Origin of the sequence: Saccharothrix sp. ST-888 (assembly GCF_000955975.1) — a bacterium.
Taxonomy (GTDB): Bacteria; Actinomycetota; Actinomycetes; order Streptomycetales; family Streptomycetaceae; genus Kitasatospora.
Window position 1 is genome coordinate 1 of sequence record NZ_JYJF01000685.1, and the last position, 337, is coordinate 337.

The 337-nt window shown below is 70.9% G+C and carries 1 protein-coding gene; it reads right to left on the reverse strand.

Going from position 1 to position 337, the window contains the following annotated elements; all coding sequences use genetic code 11:
* Positions 1 to 337: hypothetical protein (locus tag UK12_RS42280; protein ID WP_045307122.1), on the reverse strand; the 337-nt coding region annotated here is incomplete at both ends.

Genomic DNA, 337 nt, shown 5'->3' on the forward strand with positions numbered 1-337 from the left:
TCCAGGTACTGGTCCAGCTCCGCGCACACCGCGTCCATCGCCTCCGCGAACGCCGGGTACGTCTCGTACAACTCCGCTCCCATGCCCAGCCGCTGACTGACCTGACCGGAGAACAGGAATGCGAACCTGCCGCCCGCGGCCGAGCCCCGGACCACAGTAGCACCGGGGTTTCCCGAGGCCAACCCCTGTACACCCCCCACAAACCCCTCATCGTCGGCGGCCACCACGACCGCCCGGGACTCCAGTGCGGAACGCGTCGTGGCCAGCGAGTACGCCGTGTCGAGCAGCCCGGCCGGCGACTTGGTGCCGGCGGCCCAGGACTCCAGCCGGCCCGCCT